At 72.2% G+C, this 17,124-nt stretch carries 18 protein-coding genes; 11 read left to right on the top strand and 7 right to left on the bottom strand.

What is annotated here, in order from left to right:
* Nucleotides 1–82: 82 nt before the first annotated feature.
* Nucleotides 83–841, bottom strand: a complete 759-nt coding sequence (locus ACFWY5_RS30365; RefSeq protein ID WP_379621046.1) for a DUF6597 domain-containing transcriptional factor — start codon at nucleotides 839–841, stop codon at nucleotides 83–85.
* Between the two features lie 61 nt (nucleotides 842–902).
* Between ACFWY5_RS30365 and ACFWY5_RS30360 the strand changes: the two genes are divergently transcribed.
* The 5 genes from ACFWY5_RS30360 (at nucleotide 903) to ACFWY5_RS30340 (ending at nucleotide 5,608) form a co-directional block, all read left to right on the top strand.
* A complete protein-coding gene (locus tag ACFWY5_RS30360; RefSeq protein WP_379621048.1) occupies nucleotides 903–1,448 on the top strand; it encodes a TIGR03086 family metal-binding protein in 546 nt (181 codons plus the stop codon).
* 161 nt (nucleotides 1,449–1,609) lie between these two features.
* Nucleotides 1,610–3,109, top strand: coding sequence for a PhoX family protein (locus tag ACFWY5_RS30355; RefSeq protein ID WP_379621050.1), 1,500 nt, complete (start codon nucleotides 1,610–1,612; stop codon nucleotides 3,107–3,109).
* A gap of 82 nt (nucleotides 3,110–3,191) precedes the next feature.
* Nucleotides 3,192–3,710: a SigE family RNA polymerase sigma factor gene (locus ACFWY5_RS30350; RefSeq protein ID WP_379621052.1), complete on the top strand. Its 519-nt coding sequence runs from the start codon at nucleotides 3,192–3,194 to the stop codon at nucleotides 3,708–3,710.
* Complete coding sequence (locus ACFWY5_RS30345; protein WP_379635982.1) at nucleotides 3,707–4,795, top strand: hypothetical protein; 1,089 nt, start codon at nucleotides 3,707–3,709, stop codon at nucleotides 4,793–4,795. Before ACFWY5_RS30350 ends, ACFWY5_RS30345 begins: the two co-directional genes overlap by 4 nt.
* A gap of 30 nt (nucleotides 4,796–4,825) precedes the next feature.
* Nucleotides 4,826–5,608 (top strand): SDR family oxidoreductase, encoded by a 783-nt coding sequence (locus tag ACFWY5_RS30340; RefSeq protein ID WP_379635980.1) that lies wholly within the window; start codon nucleotides 4,826–4,828, stop codon nucleotides 5,606–5,608.
* 4 nt (nucleotides 5,609–5,612) lie between these two features.
* Here the strand turns inward: ACFWY5_RS30340 and uppS are convergent, their stop codons facing one another.
* On the bottom strand, nucleotides 5,613–6,350 hold the full coding sequence (gene uppS, locus ACFWY5_RS30335; RefSeq protein WP_379621182.1) for a polyprenyl diphosphate synthase: 738 nt from the start codon (nucleotides 6,348–6,350) through the stop codon (nucleotides 5,613–5,615).
* Nucleotides 6,351–6,442: 92 nt separating this feature from the next.
* On the opposite strand from uppS, the gene ACFWY5_RS30330 reads away from it, so the two are divergent.
* The 6 genes from ACFWY5_RS30330 to ACFWY5_RS30305 all read left to right on the top strand — a co-directional run bounded on the left by ACFWY5_RS30330 (nucleotide 6,443) and on the right by ACFWY5_RS30305 (nucleotide 11,945).
* Nucleotides 6,443–6,838, top strand: a complete 396-nt coding sequence (locus tag ACFWY5_RS30330; protein WP_379621180.1) for a DoxX family protein — start codon at nucleotides 6,443–6,445, stop codon at nucleotides 6,836–6,838.
* Nucleotides 6,839–6,888: 50 nt separating this feature from the next.
* Nucleotides 6,889–7,446 (top strand): hypothetical protein, encoded by a 558-nt coding sequence (locus tag ACFWY5_RS30325; RefSeq protein WP_379635978.1) that lies wholly within the window; start codon nucleotides 6,889–6,891, stop codon nucleotides 7,444–7,446.
* Between the two features lie 99 nt (nucleotides 7,447–7,545).
* Nucleotides 7,546–8,577 carry an ABC transporter substrate-binding protein gene (locus ACFWY5_RS30320; RefSeq protein WP_379621176.1) on the top strand — a complete coding sequence of 344 codons (1,032 nt, stop codon included), beginning with the start codon at nucleotides 7,546–7,548 and terminating at the stop codon, nucleotides 8,575–8,577.
* Nucleotides 8,574–9,590 carry a FecCD family ABC transporter permease gene (locus ACFWY5_RS30315; RefSeq protein WP_379621174.1) on the top strand — a complete coding sequence of 339 codons (1,017 nt, stop codon included), beginning with the start codon at nucleotides 8,574–8,576 and terminating at the stop codon, nucleotides 9,588–9,590. The genes ACFWY5_RS30320 and ACFWY5_RS30315 overlap by 4 nt, the downstream gene beginning before the upstream one ends.
* A 5-nt stretch (nucleotides 9,591–9,595) precedes the next feature.
* On the top strand, nucleotides 9,596–10,642 hold the full coding sequence (locus tag ACFWY5_RS30310; RefSeq protein WP_379621192.1) for a FecCD family ABC transporter permease: 1,047 nt from the start codon (nucleotides 9,596–9,598) through the stop codon (nucleotides 10,640–10,642).
* A gap of 10 nt (nucleotides 10,643–10,652) precedes the next feature.
* Nucleotides 10,653–11,945, top strand: coding sequence for a lysine N(6)-hydroxylase/L-ornithine N(5)-oxygenase family protein (locus ACFWY5_RS30305; RefSeq protein ID WP_379621172.1), 1,293 nt, complete (start codon nucleotides 10,653–10,655; stop codon nucleotides 11,943–11,945).
* 2 nt (nucleotides 11,946–11,947) lie between these two features.
* On the opposite strand, the gene ACFWY5_RS30300 is transcribed toward ACFWY5_RS30305, so the two are convergent.
* Genes ACFWY5_RS30300 through ACFWY5_RS30280 form a run of 5 tightly spaced genes read right to left on the bottom strand, consistent with a single transcriptional unit; the run spans nucleotide 11,948 to nucleotide 17,124 of the window.
* A complete protein-coding gene (locus ACFWY5_RS30300) occupies nucleotides 11,948–12,688 on the bottom strand; it encodes a class I SAM-dependent methyltransferase (protein WP_379621170.1) in 741 nt (246 codons plus the stop codon).
* Entirely contained in the window at nucleotides 12,685–13,539 is an 855-nt protein-coding gene (locus ACFWY5_RS30295) for a siderophore-interacting protein (RefSeq protein WP_379621168.1), read from the bottom strand. Before ACFWY5_RS30295 ends, ACFWY5_RS30300 begins: the two co-directional genes overlap by 4 nt.
* Nucleotides 13,536–15,236, bottom strand: coding sequence for an ABC transporter ATP-binding protein (locus ACFWY5_RS30290; protein ID WP_379621166.1), 1,701 nt, complete (start codon nucleotides 15,234–15,236; stop codon nucleotides 13,536–13,538). The genes ACFWY5_RS30295 and ACFWY5_RS30290 overlap by 4 nt, the downstream gene beginning before the upstream one ends.
* The gene (locus ACFWY5_RS30285; protein ID WP_379635976.1) at nucleotides 15,229–16,908 is read right to left on the bottom strand and encodes an ABC transporter ATP-binding protein; all 1,680 of its coding nucleotides are present in this window, start codon (nucleotides 16,906–16,908) and stop codon (nucleotides 15,229–15,231) included. Before ACFWY5_RS30285 ends, ACFWY5_RS30290 begins: the two co-directional genes overlap by 8 nt.
* 6 nt (nucleotides 16,909–16,914) lie before the next feature.
* A complete protein-coding gene (locus ACFWY5_RS30280; protein ID WP_379621162.1) occupies nucleotides 16,915–17,124 on the bottom strand; it encodes an MbtH family protein in 210 nt (69 codons plus the stop codon).

Genomic DNA, 17,124 nt, shown 5'->3' with positions numbered 1-17,124 from the left:
GGTCACCCCGCTCTATCCGTTGAGGCTTGGCTGTCGAATCGGAAAGTAGGTTTCAACCAACCGACCGCCTTTACTTTGTAGATCAAGATCTGCGACGCGCGTAAGCCGCCGGGGTCATACCGACCGCCGCCGTGAAGTCGCGGGTCAGGTGGGCCTGGTCGGTGTAGCCGAGCTCGGCCGCCAGCGTTGCCAGGTCGAGGCCCTGGTAGATGCGCTCCGCCGCCTCGTGCAGCCGGAACCGGCGGATCACCCACTTCGGGCCGATCCCCACATAGTCCCGGAACAGCCGCTGCAACGAGCGCATCGACCGGCCCGATCGGGCGGCCAGCTGCTCCACCCTGACCATGGGCACCTCGGCCTCCGCCAGAGCCACCAGCGCCGCCGCCTCCTCCGCCAGCGGATCCTCGCGCGGGTCCAGACCCAGCAGGAACGTCTCGACCCGCGCGATCGCCGCCCGCGCCTCGGGTTCGGCCAGGACCCGCTCGGCCAGTGCCGCGCCCGCCTCGCCGTACATGTCGCTGATCTCCACGAAACGGCCGGTCAGCTCGGAGACGGGGCCGCCGAGGAACGTGCGGAAGCCGCCGGGGCGGAAGCGGACGCCGAGCACGCGCCCGCTTCCGCGCATCGTGTAGGAGAAACCGCCCTTGATCACTCCCGCTATCCGGCGGTGGTCCGGGGCGATGTTCAGGTTCACGGTGGGATGGGAGACGATGCGCTGCACGTACGGCTCGGCCAGCTCCTTCCAGGTGACGACCCAGAAGTGGTCCACGAACGCCGCGAGGCCGGGCGCCGGCGCCTGCCGGGTGAAGTCGAAGGCCGCGAGCCCGGCATAAGGGTCCACCCAGCCACGCTGTCGCGTTTCTACAAGCCGCGCCTGTGACGGACGGGGAATCATCGCTGCCATGGACCACATGATGCCGCTGATGACACGTGCCGCCGAACGTACCGCCGGCGTGGTGCGCGGCGTACGGCAGGAGCAGTTCGCCGCACCCACGCCCTGCGCGAAGTTCGACGTCGAAGCCCTGATCGCCCACCTGGAGTGGGTCGCCGAGCTGTTCGAGTCGCTGGGCGCCAAGGGACCGTACGTCGAGCAGGGCCCCTACGCCGGCGACTTCCCCGAGCGGGCCGAGCGCGCGCTGGCCGTCTGGTCGCGGCCCGGGGCGTGGGAGGGGGACAGCGCCGCCATGGGCCTGCCGATGACGGTGCTGGGCCACATGTTCCTCGTGGACATGATCGTCCACGGCTGGGACCTGGCCAAGGCCACCGCGCAGCCGTACGAGCCGGACCCGGAGACCGTGACGGTGGCCGTCGGCTTCACCGGCCGGATGGTGGAGATGGGCAGGCAGCGCGGCGCGTTCGGACCGCCGGTGGCGGTGCCGGACGACGCCCCCGCCTTCGACCGCCTGCTCGGCGTCATCGGCCGGGATCCGGCCTGGGCGGCGACGTGATCGAAAAGGCACTGACCACGAACGCGGCTGACACGCGCCTCCTGATCGAGAAGGTGATTCACGTGCTCACCGACTGACAAATAGGCCCTCTCAGGGATGATCAGCGCGTTTACGCTGCAAAAGCAGTTGTTCATCGTGTGTTCACACAAGGAGAGGCACACATGACCGCGCTTGATCGACGATCCTTCCTGGGCCGCGGCCTCGCCACCGCCGGTGGCGTCCTGGCCGGCGGTGTCGCCATCGAGACCTTGGCAGCCCACGCGTCCTGGGCCGACGCCGGACGACCCGCCGCCGACCCGGGTAAGGCGGGGTATGGCCCGCTGCGCCGTACCCCTTCCAAGAACACCGGCGAAGAGCTGCTCGCCCTGCCCTCGGGATTCTCCTACATCGTGCTCGGTCAGACCGGAACCCCTATGACCGACGGGGTCGCGACCCCGATCGCCCACGATGGCATGGCCGCTTTCCCCGGCAGGCGACGCCACACCGTCCGGCTGATCCGCAACCACGAGGTCCGCACGACTCCGGGATCACCGACGGGCCGGGTGCACGTGCCCGGATCCCGGCGTTACGACGAGCTCGGCGTCGGCGGCACCACCACGCTTGAGGTGGATCTGCGCAGCGGCGAGACGCTGGAGCACTTCGTCAGCTTCAACGGTTCGATCGTCAACTGCGCCGGCGGCCGGATGCTTCACAACCGCGGCTGGCTGACCTGCGAAGAGACCACCTCCGGCCTGGACCGGGGCTGGCAGCGCAAGCACGGCTACATCTTCGAGGTGCCGCTGAACGGGCCCAGGCCGGGCGAACCCGCTCCGTCGATGCCGCTCACCGCGATGGGCCGTTTCTCCCACGAAGCCATCGCGGTCGACCCGCGGACCGGCTACGTCTACGAGACCGAGGACGACTCCGGCAAGCCCAACGGCTTCTACCGCTTCCGGCCCGGCAACCCGCGCGATCTGGCCGCGGGCGGCGTGCTGGAGATGCTCAAGGTCAAGGGCGCCGGCGAGTACGACTGCCGCGAGGGCCAGACGATGGGCAGCCGCCTGCCGGTGGAGTGGGTCAGAATCGACGACCCTGACCCGGATCTCGAGAACGGCGCCCCGACCTGCACCCAGCAAGGGCTGGCCAAGGGAGGCGCGAAGTTCAACCGGCTCGAAGGCTGCTGGTACGGCGACGGCGCCATCTTCTTCAGCTCCACCAGCGGCGGCGACGCGAAGAACGGCGACGCCCCCAACGCCGACGGCTACCGCGAGGGGTACGGCCAGGTCTGGCAGCTCGTCCCCGGCCGCCATCGCCGTTCCGACACGCTGGTGCTCGTCTACGAATCGCCGGGACGCAAAGAACTCGACTCCCCCGACAACCTCACCTTCACCCCGCGCGGCGGCATCGTCCTGTGCGAGGACGACGCCTCCTCCGCCGACGCCGACCCGCACCCGCTGGCACCGGGCCTGGACAACGTCAACCGGCTGATCGGCCTGGATCCACGGGGCGGGCAGCCGTTCGAGTTCGCCGTGAACATCGACAACGACAGCGAGTTCGCCGGAGCCTGCTTCAGCCCTGACGGCTCGGTGCTGTTCGTCAACTGTCTCGGCCACACTGCCGCACTCGACCCTCCCGGGCGTACGTTCGCCATCCGCGGGCCGTGGTCACGCGGGCCGCTGTAGGTCACGGCCGGACTGATCAGATAAGGGTTCCAACCTTTCGCCCCGTACGTGGCGTTTGACTGGGGTGAGAGGAGAACGAATCTTGGAACCACACGCCGGCTTCCGCGAGTTCGTGCTGGCCCGCCAGCAGGCGCTCATGCGGACCGCGTACCTGCTCACGGGGGACGCCCACCTTGCCGAGGATCTGCTGCAGAGCGTCCTGGTCAAGGTGGTCGGCCATTGGGCCCGCCTGGCCCGCGACGGCAACCCCGAGGCCTATACGCGCAAAGCGCTGGTCAACCAGTACATTTCCTGGCGGCGGCGGTCCCGCCCCGAGTCGCCCAGCGCCAGCCTGCCCGAGCACGGGCGGCGCTATGACGAGGCGGCGCTGGACCGCATCGTGCTGCGCCAGGCGCTGGCCAGGCTGACTCCCAAGCAGCGGGCCGTACTCGTGCTGCGGTTCTGGGAGGACCTCACGGAAGCGCAGACCGCCCAGGTGCTGGGCTGCTCGCTGGGAACCGTCAAGAGCCAGACCCACCACGCGCTCTCGCGCCTGCGCGCGCAGGCGCCGGAGCTGGCCGGTCTGCTGTCGGAACATGTGATCGAGGAGGTGGCCCGATGACGAGGCTGCGTGACGCGCTCGGCGATCTGGCCGAGCAGGCCCCACGCGTGGATCTGGCGGAGGCGGCCATCGCGGGCCACCTGCGCAGGCGGCGTACCGGCCGGGTGGTCGCCGCCCTGGCCACCGCCACGGTGCTGGCCGTCGCCGGAGCCGTGGTGACGCTGCCGTGGCAGAGCACCGTGAGCCCGGTCGCGGCCGAGGGCGTGAAGGCGCCCGACCTGCCCGCCACCGCGGTGGGCCCGCTCGGCTACGCCTTCCGTACACCCTGCCGCGTCAAGCCCGAGCACGACTGCTCCGCGTCGGAGTGGCGGGTCGTCACCCGCTCGGGCAGGACCTACCGGCTGCCGCACGCCCCCGCGTACCTCCACGGGGGGCTCGCCGCGCCGGTGGCGATCAGCCGTGACGGCGGCACGCTCGCCTACTACGACCCCCAGGAGGGGGCGCACGTGGTCCACGACCTGGAGCGCGGCACCCGGACGGTGTCGCGGTTGCGGCTGGGCGAGGACCGCGTCGGCGTCGGCTCCCTGCTCCTCGTCTCCGACGACGGCCGCTACCTGGCTTTCGACCCGCGGGAAGGCAGCAAGGAGCCGGGGATGGTCATCGACGTGCGTACCGGCGCGACTGTGTCGGTGCCGGGGAAGTTCGAGCCGGTCAGCGTCAAGGACGGCGTGGTGTCGCTGGTGCGCTACCTCAAGACCGACCTGTGGCTCATGCCGGTGACCGGCGGGGGCAAGCCGGTGCGGTTCGACGGCGTGTTCATCATGTTCAGCGAGCCCGCCCCCGACGGCCGCACGGTCGCCGCGGTCCGGCACAAGGACCATCTCCGCAACAAGCTGACCCTGCTGGACGCCAAGACCGGCAGAACCCTGCGTACGGTGCCCGTCCGCGGCCTGCCCGACGACCGCGGCGCCGTGACCGCGACCGGCCCTTGGCGCAGCTCCGGGGAGATCGACCTCAGCTATTCGGGCAGCACGGGCCTGCTCACCTACGCGGTCGACGTGCGCAGCGGCCGGGCCCGCCTGCTGGAGCGCTACCCCGGCAAGCGGTTGAGCGTGACCCTGCCCGGCCAGGCGGAAGGCGGGTAGGAGTCAGGACACTCGCCGAAGGAGGCCCTCATGTCCGCCGAACTCGTGGCCGTAGTGACCGGGGCGGCTCGGGGTGTCGGCCGCGGGATCGCGCTGGTGCTGGGCGAAGCCGGCGCCACCGTCTACGTCACCGACCGCAAATCCCGCGCCCACCGCCACTCCGACCTGCCCGGCACCGTTGAGGACACCGCCGGCCAGGTGAACGACCGGGGCGGCCACGGCGTCCCCGTCGTCGTGGACCACGCCGACGACGACGCCGTGGCGGCGCTGTTCGAGCGGGTCCGCGCCGAGCGGGGCGGGCTCGATCTCCTGGTCGCCAACGCGTGCGCCGGCAACGCGCTGCCGTTCGCCGGCGGGCCGTTCTGGACGCTGCCGTTACAGCACTGGCGGAACATGATGGAGATCGGCGTCCGCAGCCACCTGGTCGCGGCCTGGCACGCCGCTCCCCTGCTGATCGAACGGCGCGGCCTGCTGGTCATGACCGGCTACGCCGACCCCGAGGCGGAGGTCATCGCCGGTCACGTCTTCTACGACCTGGCCATGACCGGCGTGAGCCGCCTCGCCCGTACGCTCGCCCACGACCTGCGCCCGCACGGCGTCACCGCGCTGGCCCTGTCGCCCGGCTTCACGCGGACGGAGGCGATCATGGCCGCCTTCGGCGACCGGATGCCGCCGGGCGGCGACTCGATCGAGTTCCCCGGCCGGGCGGTGCGGGCGCTGCTGGCCGACGCCGGAGTCGCCCGGCACGCCGGGCGCACCGTCCGTGTGGCGGACCTGGCGGAGGAGTACGGCTTCGGCGACCTTCCGGACTGAGCGGTCAGCTCCGGGTGTCGCGGGCGAAGGTACGCAGGGCCCGCAGGAAGTCGATGTGGCGGAAGCCGGGCCAGTTGACGTCGCAGAAGTGCAGCTTGGCGTGGGCGGCCTGCCACATCAGGAAGCCGGACAGGCGCTGCTCACCGCTGGTGCGGATGATGAAGTCCGGGTCGCTGCGGCCGCTGGTGTAGAGGTGGGCGGCGATGTCGTCGGCCGTCAGCGTCCGGGCCAGCTCGGACAGGTCGGCGCCGTCGGTCTCCAGGAGGGCGCGGACCGCGTCCACGACCTCCTGCCGGCCGTCGTAGCCGATGGCGAGCGTGAGTTCGTGGCCGTGCTCGCGGCCCGCTGTGGCTTCCATGGCGAGCTTGAGCGCGTGCGCGGTCGAGTCGGGCAGTTCGTCGAGGCGGCCCGCCACGTGCAGCCGCCACAGGGGCGAGGAGGCGACCAGGCTGCCCGCGATGACCTTCTCGATCAGTTCCATGTAGAACGTGACCTGCTCGGAGGCGCGTTTGCGCACGTTGTCGGAGGAGGCCACGTAGATCGTGACTTCCTTGATGCCGAGTTCGGCGCACCAGCCGGCGACGGTCTGGATGTGCTCGACGCCGTAGCGGTGGCCGACGCTCGGGTTGGCGAAGCCCTCCTCGCGGGCCCAGCGCCGGTTGCCGTCCATGACCAGGCCGACGTGCCGGGGAACGCGGGTGACCTGGGCACGGAGCCTGCGGGCGTAGAGCGCGTGGAGCATGTTCCGACTCTATAGACAGTGCAGGCAGGTACACCCTCGCTTGGGCGTTACCTGCATTCTGAATCCCGGGCCGGGAACCTAGCGTCGGGATCATGACAACCTCGCTACGTACCATCGGGCTGTGGATCCTTCAGGTCGTCACGGCGGCGGCGTTCCTGCTGGCGGCGCTGGGCAAGTTCGCGGACGCGGAGCCGGCCGCGAGCACGTTCGACGCGATCGGCGCGGGTGACTGGCTGCGCTATCTGGTCGGCGCGCTGGAGGTCGCGGGCGTCATCGGCTTGCTGGTGCCGCCGCTGGCCGGGCTCGCCGCGCTGGCGTTCGCGGCGCTCATGGTCGGCGCGACGCTGACCCAGGTGCTCGTGATGGGCGGCGGCGCGTTCCTGCCGCTCGTCCTGCTCGCCCTGTCCCTGGTGATCGCCTGGGGGCGGCGGAGCAGTACGGCGAAGCTGTGGTCGGCCCTCAGATCCCGCGAAGCGCACAAGATCTGATGACAATCCGCATGGGTGCGTTGTTCGGAAATGCCCGCACGCTGTCACCCATGCGAACTCTCACCCATTACCGCGACGCCCTCCTGGCCCGGTGGCCGACGATGGTCGGCCTGGTCGTCCTCGCCCTCACCGGCCCCGACGCGCACGTCGCCGCCATGATCATCATCCTGGCCGCCCTCTGCTACCTCGGCGCCGCGGCGCTCGGCTCACGCCGCGCCGGCTGGATCGTCGCCGTCCTCGCCTCGGTCCTGGTGAGCATCGGCATGGCCACCGCGCTGGACGCGATCGTGCTGCTCCTCGCCGCCGCCGCGATCTTCCTGGTGTACGGCCTGCTGCGCGGCGACCGGATCGACCGGCGTGAACTCGGCATCCAGGCGGCCGCCTTCGCCGGCTACTCCGCGATCGCGCTGACCGCGATGACGGCCGGCCCGGTCCTCGCCGTCCACCTGGCGGCGCTGGCGGCCATCGGTCACGGCGTCTGGGACGTGATTCACCACCGCCGCGACAAGGTCGTCACCCGCTCGCTGACCGAGTTCTGCATGGTGCTCGACTTCGGCCTCGGCGTGCTGCTGCTGGTCGTCACCTGGGCGGCGATCCTCACCGCCTGAGGCGTTCTCGGGGAATATTTTAGTTAGGCTAGCCTAACCTAACTTCAGGGATCATACTTGTCGTGCACCACGTCGGATGACGTCGAAAGGAGCCGTCCTTTGGCACGGCATGAAGCCCCACCCCGAACCTCGGCAACCCTGAGGGCCGCCGCGTTAGGCCTGGTCCTGGTCCTGCTGGCGGCGTGCGGCAGCAACGTACGGAGCGCCGCGCCCACCTCGGCGCCGCCCGCGCCTCAGCAGGCGGGCGCCTTCCCCGTCACGATCAAGCACGCGGCCGGGGAGAGCCGCATCGAAAAGGCCCCCGCCCGCGTCGTCGCGCTCAGCACCGGCTGGGTCGACGCCACCCTGGCCCTCGGTGTGGTCCCGGTCGCGGCCAACCGGTGGAGCGCCACCCAGCCGGTCTTCGCCCCGTGGAACGCCGACCTGCTCAAGGAGTCCACGACCACGCCGATCAACACCGTGGCCGACATCTCCGTCGAGGAGATCGCCAAGCTGCGCCCCGACGTGATCTTCGGCTCGTACCAGGTCACCTCCAACAAGGGCCTGTACGCCGCGCTCAGCAAGATCGCGCCCACCATCGGCATCATCGGCGCCGACAACCAGGACGGCACCTGGCAGGAGATCCTGCTCACCGTCGGCAAGGTCCTGGGCAAGAGCGCCGAGGCCCAGGCCGCCGTGACCAAGGCCGAGGCGTCGCTGTCCGGGGTCGCCACCACGTACCCGGGGATCAAGGGCAAGACCGTGCAGTACGTCGTGCTGCGCCAGCCCGGCACCGTCCAGGCCGGCGCCAAGGCCAACGACCACCTCGTCCGCTTCTTCCAGACCATGGGACTCGGCCCCGCCCCGGGGCTGACGGCGCTGGAGGCCAAGGGCGGCGAGACCGGCTTCCTCAGCTACGAACAACTCGGCGCGCTCGACGGCGACCTCATGTTCATCGGCGGCTTCAGTGACGAGGAGATGACCGCGTTCGAGAAGTCGGAGCTGTTCAAGAAGATCCCCACCGTGCGCGACGGCACGTACCTGGTCCTGGACGCCGAGAAGATCGGCGCGATGCGCACCCCCACCGTGCGCAACATCCCCTACCTCCTCGACGCCATGAAACCGGCCCTGGAAAAGGCCGGAAACGCGTGAGCGACGGCCACCGGGGCCGTGCTGCGCTGCGCGGCGCCGCCTTGGTGGTGGCCTGCGGGGTGCTGTTCCTCGTGTGCCTGCTCAGCGTGGGACTGGGCTCGTTGCAGATGTCGCCCGCCACGGTGATCTCGGCCCTGCTGTCGCCCGACGACTCCTACTCGGCGCTCATCGTCACCTCGATGCGCGTGCCGAGGACGCTCGTCGGGCTGCTGGCCGGCGCCGCGCTCGGCGTGTCGGGCGCGCTCATGCAGTCCATGACGCGCAACCCCCTGGCCGATCCCGGCCTGCTCGGGGTCAACGCGGGCGCGGCCACCGCCGTGGTGTTCGCGGTCGCGTTCTTCGGGCTCGACCAGCTCACCTCGTACGTGTGGTTCTCGTTCGCGGGCGCGCTGGCCGTCTCCCTGCTGGTGTACGGCATCGGCTCGGCGGGCGGCGGCCGGGCCACCCCCGTACGGCTGGCGCTGGCCGGAACGGCCATCGGCGTGGTGCTGACCTCGATCATCCAGGCCGTCCTGCTGATCGACCCGATCGCCTTCGACCGCTACCGGTTCTGGGCCATCGGCGCTCTGGCCGGCCGGGACATGAAGGTGGTCGAGCAGGTGCTGCCGTTCATCCTGATCGGCCTGGCGATGGCGCTGGTCCTGGCGCCCTCGCTCAACGTGCTGGCGCTCGGCGACGACAGCGCCCGCGCGCTGGGGCTGCGGCTCGGACACGTGCGCGTGCTCACGGCCGTCGCCATCACGCTGCTGTGCGGCGGGGCGACGGCGGCGGCCGGGCCGATCGTGTTCGTGGGGCTGGCGGTGCCGCACATGGTGCGCCTGCTGACCGGCCCCGACCAGCGGTGGGTGATCCCGTACAGCATGGTCGTGGCGCCCATCCTGCTGCTCGGCGCGGACCTGGCCGGACGCGTACTGGCCCGGCCGAGCGAACTGGAGGTCGGCATCATCACCTCGTGCCTGGGCGCGCCCGTGCTGATGTGGCTGGTCCGCGGGAGGAGGCTGGCGAAGCTGTGAAGACCATGACGGCCGTCCCCGGCAAGACGGTACGCCTGTTCGGCGACCGCGTGTCGGCCCGCGTCTCCATCCGCACGGTCATCGTGTGCGCGCTGCTGGCCTGCGCCGCCGCCGGGCTCGGCATGGTCGCCCTCGCGGTGGGCGACTACCCGATCCCCCTCCCTGACGTCCTGGCCGCGCTCACCGGAGACGGGCCGGGCGGCGACCGCTTCATCGTCGCCGACCTGCGCCTGCCGCGCGTGCTGTGCGCGCTGCTCATCGGGGCGGGGCTCGGCGCCGCCGGGGCGATCTTCCAGGGCCTGACCCAGAACGCGCTCGCCAGCCCCGACATCATCGGCTTCACCACCGGGGCGGCCACCGGCGGCATCCTGGTGATCGTGCTGCTCGCGGGCGACTCCGCGCAGGTGGCGGGCGGCGCGCTCGCCGGCGGCGGCGTGGTGTCGCTGGCCGTCTACGTGATGTCGTTCAAGCGGGGCGTGCAGGGATACCGGCTCATCCTCATGGGCATCGGCATCACCTCCATCCTGGTGTCGGTCAACAGCTACCTGCTGGCCAGGGCCGAGGTCGAGACCGCGGCCAACGCCCAGCGCTGGCTCATCGGCTCGCTGAACGGCTCCACCTGGAGCAACACCGCCGTCCTCGCCGTCCTGCTGGCGGTACTGCTGCCCGCGGCGGCGTCCATGAGCGGCCGGTTGCGGCTGCTCGGGCTGGGCGACGAGCAGGCGCGCGGGCTCGGGCTCGCGGTCGAGCGGTCCCGGCTGGGGCTGATGCTGGTGTCGGTCGCCATGACCGCCGCCGCGACGGCCACCGCCGGGCCGATCGCGTTCGTGGCGCTGGCCGCCCCGCAACTGGCCCGCAGGCTCACCCGGACGAGCGGGGAGGGCGTGATGTCGTCGGCGTTCATGGGGGCGCTGCTGCTCGTGGCCGCCGACTTCGCCGCCCAGCGGGTGATACCCGGCGTACAGCTGCCCGTGGGCATTCTGACCGGGGTGATCGGCGGGCTGTATCTGGTGGCTCTGCTCACCGCCCAGTGGCGGGCAGGGCGAGGCTGACTCAAGGAGAATGCGGGTGACCATGCACGTTCTCGACGTCCTGGGCATCGGGTTCGGACCGTCGAACCTGGCACTGGCCATAGCCCTCGAAGAACACACCGCGGCGCCGCCGCTCACCGCCAGGTTCCTGGAGCGGCAGCCGCGGTTCGGCTGGCACCGGGGGATCCTCATCGACGACGCGACGATGCAGGTGTCCTTTCCGAAGGACCTGGTCACCATGCGCGACCCGAGCAGCGACTTCAGCTTCCTGTACTACCTGCGGGAGAAGGGGCGCCTGGTCGACTTCGTCAACCAGAAGACGCTGTTCCCGTTACGGGCGGAGTTCCACGACTACTTCGAGTGGGCGGCGGGCAGGCTGAGCCACCTCACCCAGTACTCCGCCGAGGTCGTCGCCGTCGAACCGGTGCACGAGCGCGGCGAGGTACGCGCGTTCGACGTGGTCACCGCCCAGGACGGCCGCCGGGTACGGCGGCGCGCCCGCAACCTGTCCATCGCCATGGGACTCAAACCGCACCTGCCGCCGGACACGGTCCTGTCCGACCGCGTCTGGCACACCAGCGAGGTCCTCCCCCGCATCGCGCAGCGCCTCGAATCGGGCGAGCCGGTACGCCGGGCGCTCGTCCTGGGCGCCGGCCAGAGCGCCGCCGAGGTGGTCGACCTGCTGCACCGCACGTTCACCGAGGCCGAGGTCTGCGGCGTGTTCGGCAAGTTCGGCTACACCCCCGCCGATGACAGCCCGTTCGCCAACCGCGTGTTCGACCCGGCGGCCGTGGACGTCTTCTACGGCGCCCCGCCCGAGGTCAAACGCTCGATCCTGGACTACCACCGCGGCACCAACTACTCCGTCGTCGACATCGACCTCATCCAGTCGCTGTCCTCGACCATGTACCGCGAACGGCTGCACGGCAGGCAGCGGCTGCGCATGCTGAACGTCTCGCGGGTCCACGACGTCCGCGAGCACGCCGGCGGCCTGGACGTGACCGTCGAGGACCTGCCGACCGGCCGGCGCGAGGTCCTGGCCGCCGATGTTCTCGTGCACGCCACCGGCTACCGCCCGCACGACCCGGCCGCGCTGCTCGGCGAGGCCGCCAAGTTCTGCCTGCGCGACGAGGAGGACGCCCTGCGCATGCACCGCGACCACAGGATCGTCCTCGCCCCGCAGGTCAAGGCCGGCATCTACCTTCAGGGGGCGACCGAGCACACCCACGGCCTGACCTCGACGCTGCTGTCCACGGTGGCGGTCAGGGCCGGCGAGATCCGCGACTCACTGCTGGCCCGCCGCTCCCCCGCCGCCTCCCCCTGACCTCACCCGGCCTTCGTGGCCGCCATGATCACGCGCGGGCTGGCCGGCAGGGTGGCGGGCGTGTCTCTGGCCTCCTCCAGCAGGACGGAGGCCCCAGGACCCAGCTCCGCCTCCAGCGCCGCGGCCCGCGCGCGCACCAGCTCGTACACCCGCAGCTGCCGCTCCAGCCATCGATCGGCCTCCTCCTTGGCCGTCACGGTGAACCCGGCCGCGGCCAGCAGCCCGCCGTGATCGAGGTAGGACGGCTCCCAGGTGCTGAACACGAACCTGCCGCCGGGCCGCAGCACCCGGGCCACCTCGGCGAACGCGGCCCGCTTGTTCCACACCATCCACAGCGCGTCCACGCTCAGCACCGCGTCGCAGGACGCCGGCTCCAGGCCCGTGGCGGTGAAACCGCCGACGGCGAAGCGCGCCTCGGGCAGGCCGAGCGACACGCTCAGCTCGCGCGCGCCCTCCACCGCGACGGCCAGGGGGTCCAGGCCGAGCAGCCGGGCACCCGCCGCGCGCGCCAGCGCGATCCCCGGCCCGCCCCTGCCGCAGCCCAGGTCCACGAGGGACATCCCCGGCCGCAGCTCCAGCAGGACGGCGAAGCGGGCCAGGTCCGTCCTGGTGACGAAGCCGAACGGGCGCAGTTCCTCGGGATGGTCGTCGCCGTAGACGTCGAGGTAGATGCGCGCCAGCGTCGGGCTCGACAGCTGCCTGGCGTAGAAGTCGGCGTAGCGGTCCTCCGCGGTCTGGCTCACAGGCCCGCCGCTTCCAGGGCCGCGTCGAACTCGTCCTGGCACTGCTCGGTGTCGCCGCCCCGCTCCCGCGTCACTGCGACCCTGGCCCTGACGTCGGGGGCGACCTGCTCGAAGCGGCGCTGCCACTCCTCGGCGGCCGGGCGCCAGTAGCCGAGCGTGGCGAAGTTGTCCGCGGGCAGCCGCCGCTCGTGGCGCAGGTGCTTGCGGATCGCCCGCATGGCCGCGGCCTCGCCCGCCGCCCAGACGTAGGCGTCGCGCACGTCGTGCCGCCGGACGATCTCCGGCAGGCCGGCGTCGCCCGGGTACAGCCAGGTGATGTCGGCCTGGCCCCGGGTGTCGAACTCCTGGCGTTCGGCCGGGCCGGCGACCTGGGCGTACACCTTCGCGCTGGTTCCGGCGGGGAGCTCTTCCACGATGCGGCCGATAGCGGGCAGCGCGGTCGCGTCACCCACGATGAGCTGCCAGGACGCCTCGCGCGGCGGGCGGTGGAGTCCGTGGGCCGCCGACACCCCGACCTTGTCGCCGGGACGCGCCCTCATGGCCCAGGGCGCGGCCACGCCGCCCTCGTGCAGGACGAAATCGACGTCCATCTCGCCGGTGGCCGGGGTGAACCGGCGCACCGTGTACGTGCGCAGCACCGGCTCCGGCACGCCCTCCGGGTACACCCAGCGGCCCTCGACGACCTCGGGCAGCACGGGCTCACGCTGTCCTTCCGCCGGGAAGAACATCTTGAAGTACTCGTCGGCCGCGCCGCTGCTGACATAGCCGTCCAGGCCGAGCGTGACCCTGATCATCAGCGGGGTCACGTGGCGGGTCGCGATGACCTCGGCGGGGAAAAGGTCGTTGCTCACGTCGTCTCCTCAGGGGTGGGGTGTGTGGCCACTTCGCCGCCGCGCAGTTCCACGCGGCGGGAGAAGCGGTCGATGGTGGCGCGGCGGTGGGCGATGACGATCAGGGTGCGCTCGCCCGCCTGCCGTTCGAGCGCGCCCTCGATGAGGGCCGCGGTGGCGGGGTCGACGTCCGCGGTGGCCTCGTCGAGGATGAGGACGGCGGGGCCGAGCAGCACGGCCCGGATGAGGCCGATGAGCTGGCGTTCGCCCGCCGACAGCAGGGCGCCGCGCGCGCCGGTCTCGGTGTCGAGCCCGGCGGGCAGGCCGTGCAGCCAGCCGTCCAGGCCGAGCAGCGTGATCGCCCGCTCCAGGTCCGCGGGGCCGGAGCCGGTGCCCAGGGCGAGGTTGGCGGCGATCGTGCCACGCACGGTCTGCACGTCCTGCGGGATCAGCGCGACGCGCCGCCGCCGCTCGGCCGGGTCGAGAGCGGCCAGGTCGGCGCCGTCGTGGCGGACCGTCCCCCGGTCGGGGGTGTAGAGGCCGGCCATGAGCTTGGCGAGCGTGGACTTGCCCGCGCCGGTCGCGCCCACCACGACGGCGCGCTCGCCGGGCGGGAACGCGAGCGTGATCTCGCGCAGGACGTCCTCGCCCGGGACGTAGGCGTAGCAGGCCGCGTCCAGGTGCAGCCCGCGCCCGGTTCCCGGCCGGTCCGGGCCGGAGGCGGGCGGGGGCTCGGTGGCGGCCAGCAGGTCCAGGACGCGGGCCAGCCCGACCCTGGTCCGCTGGACGCCGCCGGCCAGGCGGGTCAGCTCCATGAAGGAGTCGAACATGCCGCGGCACGACAGCACGAACACCACGACGGTGCCCACCTCGCCCGGCCCGCCCCCGAGCAGGACCCCGCCCAGCAGGATCACCCCGGCGATGGCCAGGCACTCGAACGCCTGGATGGCGGTCATGGTGTTGAGCGCGCGGGTGGTCTGGGCGATGCCGTCCAGCAGCCGGTCGTTGTCGCGGGCGTAGCGGCGGTCCCACTGGCGGGCCGCACCGGCGAGCTGGATGGTCTCGCGGGCCTCCAGGCTTTCGGCGAACGTGGCCGCCACCTTCGCCTGCCGGTCCGCCTCGACGTCCCACGCGGTGGCCGAGCGGACCCGGAAGCGGTGCAGGACGTACAGCGCCGGTGGCATGAACGCGGCGAACAGCACCACGGCCAGCAGCCACGACCTGCTCACCAGTACGTATCCGCCGATGAGCAGGTAGCCGGCGGAGGCGAGCAGGGCGGGCACCTGCTGGCGGACGAACACGGCCAGCTCGGCGATCTCCGCGGTGGCCCGGCCGACGAGTTCGCCCGCCGCGTGGCTCTCCACGAACCGCAGCGGGGCCGCGGCCAGCCGTTCGGCCGCCCGCTCGCGCAGCGTGCGGACCAGCCGCTCACCCGCGGCGCCGAGCAGCAGGTCGCCGCCCTGCCGCGTCGCCAGATGGACGAGGGTGAGCCCGAGGAGGACGAGCGTCACGGTCGTGATCTGGTCCGTGTCGCCGTCGAGCACGGCCGTGGCGATCGCGCCGACGGCGGCCGGCACCAGCGCCACCGCCGCCGACGCCGCCAGGCTCAGCCCGGCGCCCCACCCGATCCGGGCGAGGTGCGGTCGGAGATAGGGCAGCGCGGCCCGGACGAGGCCCCGTTTCGACGGCGTCTCCCGCAGTTTCCCGGCCTCACCCATGGGCCCGGCCGATCGGGATGATCTGGTCGGCGTGCCGCAGTACGGCGGGGCGGTGGCTGACCGCGATCACGGTGCCGGCGCCGAGCCAGTCGCGCACGCCCGCCAGCACCCGTTGCTCGGTGCGCTCGTCCACGGCGGAGGTGACGTCGTCGAGCAGCAGGACGTCGGGACGGCGCAGCAACGCCTGTGCCAGCGCGACCCGGCGCCGCTGGCCGCCCGACAGGGTGGCGCCGCCCTCCCCGATCAGCGCGTCCAGTCCGCCCGGCAGGGCCTCGACCTCGTCCAGGACCGCCGCGGCGCGCAAGGCGGCGCGTAGTTCCGCGGGACCCGGCGGATCGTCCAGGCCGAGGGTCAGGTTGTTCGCGACGGTGCCCGACACGAGCACCGGCCGCTGGGGCACCAGGGTGACCAGCTCGCGCAGAGTGGCCGGGTCTAGGTCGCGCAGGTCCACGCCGCGGTAGCGGACCTGGCCTTGGCGGGGTTCCTGCAGGCGTACCAGCACCCGCAGCAGCGTCGACTTGCCCGAGGCCACCGGACCGGTGACGACGGCGAAAGAGCCCGGCTCCACGCGGAAGCCGACCGGCCCGAGCACCGTGCGCCCTTCGTGCTCGACGCACAGGTCCACGACCTCGATCACGCCGCCGGGACGTTCCGGAGGAGCGGCACTCCCCCTCAAGGGCTCGGGGCCGTCGCGCAGCACCTCGGCGATCCGCGCGGCGGCCTCGACCGCCTGGGCCCGCTGGGAGACGCGCACGGACAACGTGGTCGAGGTGGCGGTGAGCATGAGCATCCAGGACGCGAACGCGGCCAGCCCGCCCACCGTCATCGTGCCCGCCGCCACGGCGGGGGCGGCAGCGGCGACGCCCAGAGCGATGGCCAGCAGCGGCACGAAGGACGACACGGCCGACCAGCCCGCGCCGGCCCGGATCACGGCCAGCGCCTTCCGGCTCACCTCGGCGCTGTGGTCGTGATGGGTGCGGACGAGGGCCTGCTCGGCGCCGGCTCCCTTGACGGTCAGGGCCGCGCCGACCAGTTCGTCCACGACGTCGGCGCGCCGCCCCTGGGCCGCCGCCAGCGCCCCGCTGCGTACGCCGAGCACCCGGCCGAACACGACGTTCGTGACGAGGACGGCGGCCACGCAGCCCAGGCAGAGCAGCGCCAGCAACGGGTGCAGGAACGCCACCGCCACCACGACCGTGACGAGCCCGATGACCAGGTGCGGGAGGGCGGTGGTGCCGCCGACCCAGATCCAGATCAGGTCCACGTCGTGGGAGTTGCGCGCCTGGAGGTCGCCCCGGCCGAAGGCGGCGGCCGTACGGGTGTCGAGGGTGAGCAGGTGGGCGGAGAGCCGCCGGCGCAACCGGGTGATGATCTTGGCGCCGGCCATGTAGTCGAGGTGCTGGCCTGCGTGCTGGGCGAGCCAGGCGAGCAGCCCGGTGCCGGCGATCACCCCGCTCCACCGCAGCAGCGCCGCCCGGTCCGCGGCGACGAGCCCCTCGTCGAGGGCGCGCTGGATCGACAGCGGCAGCGACACGAGCGCGAGCTGCCACAGCGTGGTGAGGGCGGCGGCGGCCGCGATCGCCCGCGCTTCGCCGCGCAGGCACCATCGCAGCAGTTCGCGGGCGGCCCGTGGGGAGCCGCCCGCGATCCGCGGGGTCGTCGTGGTGCTCACCGGCGCCTAACGGTCCATGGCCCGCTGCAGGCTCAGCGGCCGCATGTCGGTCCAGTGGCGCTCGACGTACTCGAGGGCGGCGGCGTGGGTCCCCGGCCCGTGGACCACCTCCCATCCGGCCGGTACGTCCGCGAACTCGGGCCAGAGCGAGTGCTGGCCCTCGTCGTTGACGAGGACGAGGAAGGTGCCGTTCTCATCGTCGAACGGGTTGGACAT

Source organism: Nonomuraea sp. NPDC059007 (genome assembly GCF_042740555.1).
GTDB lineage: Bacteria > Actinomycetota > Actinomycetes > Streptosporangiales > Streptosporangiaceae > Nonomuraea.
Note: the sequence above shows the minus strand (reverse complement) of the source record. Positions and strands in the feature narration are given on the sequence as shown.

Coding starts and splice junctions, on each gene's coding strand:
- ACFWY5_RS30345 (WP_379635982.1), top strand. CDS start 3,707: ATGACGAGGCTGCGTGACGCGCTCGGCGATCTGGCCGAGCAGGCCCCA.
- ACFWY5_RS30325 (WP_379635978.1), top strand. CDS start 6,889: ATGCGAACTCTCACCCATTACCGCGACGCCCTCCTGGCCCGGTGGCCG.
- uppS (WP_379621182.1), bottom strand. CDS start 6,350: ATGCTCCACGCGCTCTACGCCCGCAGGCTCCGTGCCCAGGTCACCCGC.
- ACFWY5_RS30290 (WP_379621166.1), bottom strand. CDS start 15,236: ATGGGTGAGGCCGGGAAACTGCGGGAGACGCCGTCGAAACGGGGCCTC.
- ACFWY5_RS30310 (WP_379621192.1), top strand. CDS start 9,596: ATGACGGCCGTCCCCGGCAAGACGGTACGCCTGTTCGGCGACCGCGTG.
- ACFWY5_RS30340 (WP_379635980.1), top strand. CDS start 4,826: ATGTCCGCCGAACTCGTGGCCGTAGTGACCGGGGCGGCTCGGGGTGTC.
- ACFWY5_RS30360 (WP_379621048.1), top strand. CDS start 903: ATGGACCACATGATGCCGCTGATGACACGTGCCGCCGAACGTACCGCC.
- ACFWY5_RS30330 (WP_379621180.1), top strand. CDS start 6,443: ATGACAACCTCGCTACGTACCATCGGGCTGTGGATCCTTCAGGTCGTC.
- ACFWY5_RS30355 (WP_379621050.1), top strand. CDS start 1,610: ATGACCGCGCTTGATCGACGATCCTTCCTGGGCCGCGGCCTCGCCACC.
- ACFWY5_RS30280 (WP_379621162.1), bottom strand. CDS start 17,124: ATGTCCAACCCGTTCGACGATGAGAACGGCACCTTCCTCGTCCTCGTC.
- ACFWY5_RS30305 (WP_379621172.1), top strand. CDS start 10,653: ATGCGGGTGACCATGCACGTTCTCGACGTCCTGGGCATCGGGTTCGGA.